Here is a 1569-nt window from a genome sequence, read left to right on the forward strand (position 1 = left end):
TCTCCAGAATATTCTGAATGATAAAAATATTTTAAAACATTAGAATTTTTTAAATCTACAGTTAATAGTTCACTATCCTTTCCATTATCCTTGATATTTAATAAGGCAGTACCACGATTAACAATCAAGCCTTTCCCTGCATAAACATTCAACCAATCTATGCTACCAGAGTTTATAAAATATCCATCTTTGAACTTCATATATGAGGTTCCAGATAACGTTCCAGTATTTTCTCCCTGCAAATTTTTTGTATCAATTATGGTTGTATTGGAGCGAAATTCATACATATAGTCAAAATCATAATCCGACTTTGTCCTCAGAGTTGGCGTTTTAAGATGATCATCACATTCTTTTCCACATTCCTTAACAAATTCCTCTATTGTCTTTGGTTTGATAGATTCTTTAAAATTATCTACATCTATTAGATAAAATAGATCCTCTGTACTAACCATATCTTCCTGGATGCATCCTTCATGTTCACAAGGTAGTCGGGCAAGAGGAGGAGAGGGGCGAACAACGGGACCAGGACGAGAAGTAAATTCTTCTATAATTTTTTTATAATCTTTATAAGGCACAAATTTTTTAGTACCATATCTCTTGGCAATATATTCATCTTTAGCAGCAATAAATTCATCTACTTTTTTGTCTCTATCATGATAAAAATTCCTTTCATATTGATCATATTTAAGCGATATATAATCATTCTCACTGGGGGTTTCGTAACGTCCTCTACCTGCTTTAATAAACTCATCAATCGTCATAGGGGTATCATTTCTTGGCCCCATTACGCCTTTATTAGAAAAAATAAGAGTGCCTGCATTAATTGAAGAGTTAGACACTAAAGCATTTTCCTTATTTAAAAAAGTAACACGTCCTCCATTAAAATCAAATTTATCTAACATACTACCCGAACCTTCATTCTCTACTACTAAATTTGATGATGAAATATTATTTTGGATATATCGTTGTCTATTATCGCAACAATAATCCGCCTCATCCGCCTTATCCGACTTTATCGCAGGCGGAGGAGATATCTCTAAATTATCCGAACTTCTAAGAATCTCCGCCAGCTCTGCATCGCTAGTGGCGAATGACGTTATCTTACCTTTATTTTTGAAATAAAAATCTTCTGATGAATGAAGATATATCGCATGTGCTGTCTGGTTAGGTCCTGTTCCAGTGATATTTCCATTATTTTCAATATAAGCGAGGTGTTCCACGCCTGGACGATGCCATTGATCAGTAAAAACTTCCGCACTAGATGCTAGATCCTTATTGTTAATCAACTTCAAATTATTAACTTTAGGATCACTTCCCCCTACATCAAACAAATAACCACCTGTGCGAGACGTATTGAAAACCCCTGATATATTTTGATTTTTCTTTCTAATAAGACTGAACTGATCGTCTTCAAATTCAGTATCATATACAACTTCTTTTTCTTTTTTCTTAATATCCTCAACAGCCTTATTTATATTATCTGTAATAGATTTCTTTCTAGCCTCATACCCTTCCTCGTTAAGAGGTAAAGGTTTATTTTCTTCCGAATTAGAATCCTGAGAATATGCA

At 33.8% G+C, this 1569-nt stretch carries 1 protein-coding gene; it reads right to left on the minus strand.

Annotated features, from left to right (window positions below):
* A partial coding sequence (locus tag ABW51_RS10200) for a hypothetical protein (protein ID WP_197271869.1) occupies positions 1–1569 on the minus strand: 1569 nt, incomplete at both ends.

The organism is Haemophilus sp. C1 (assembly GCF_001276515.1).
Taxonomy (GTDB): Bacteria; Pseudomonadota; Gammaproteobacteria; order Enterobacterales; family Pasteurellaceae; genus Haemophilus.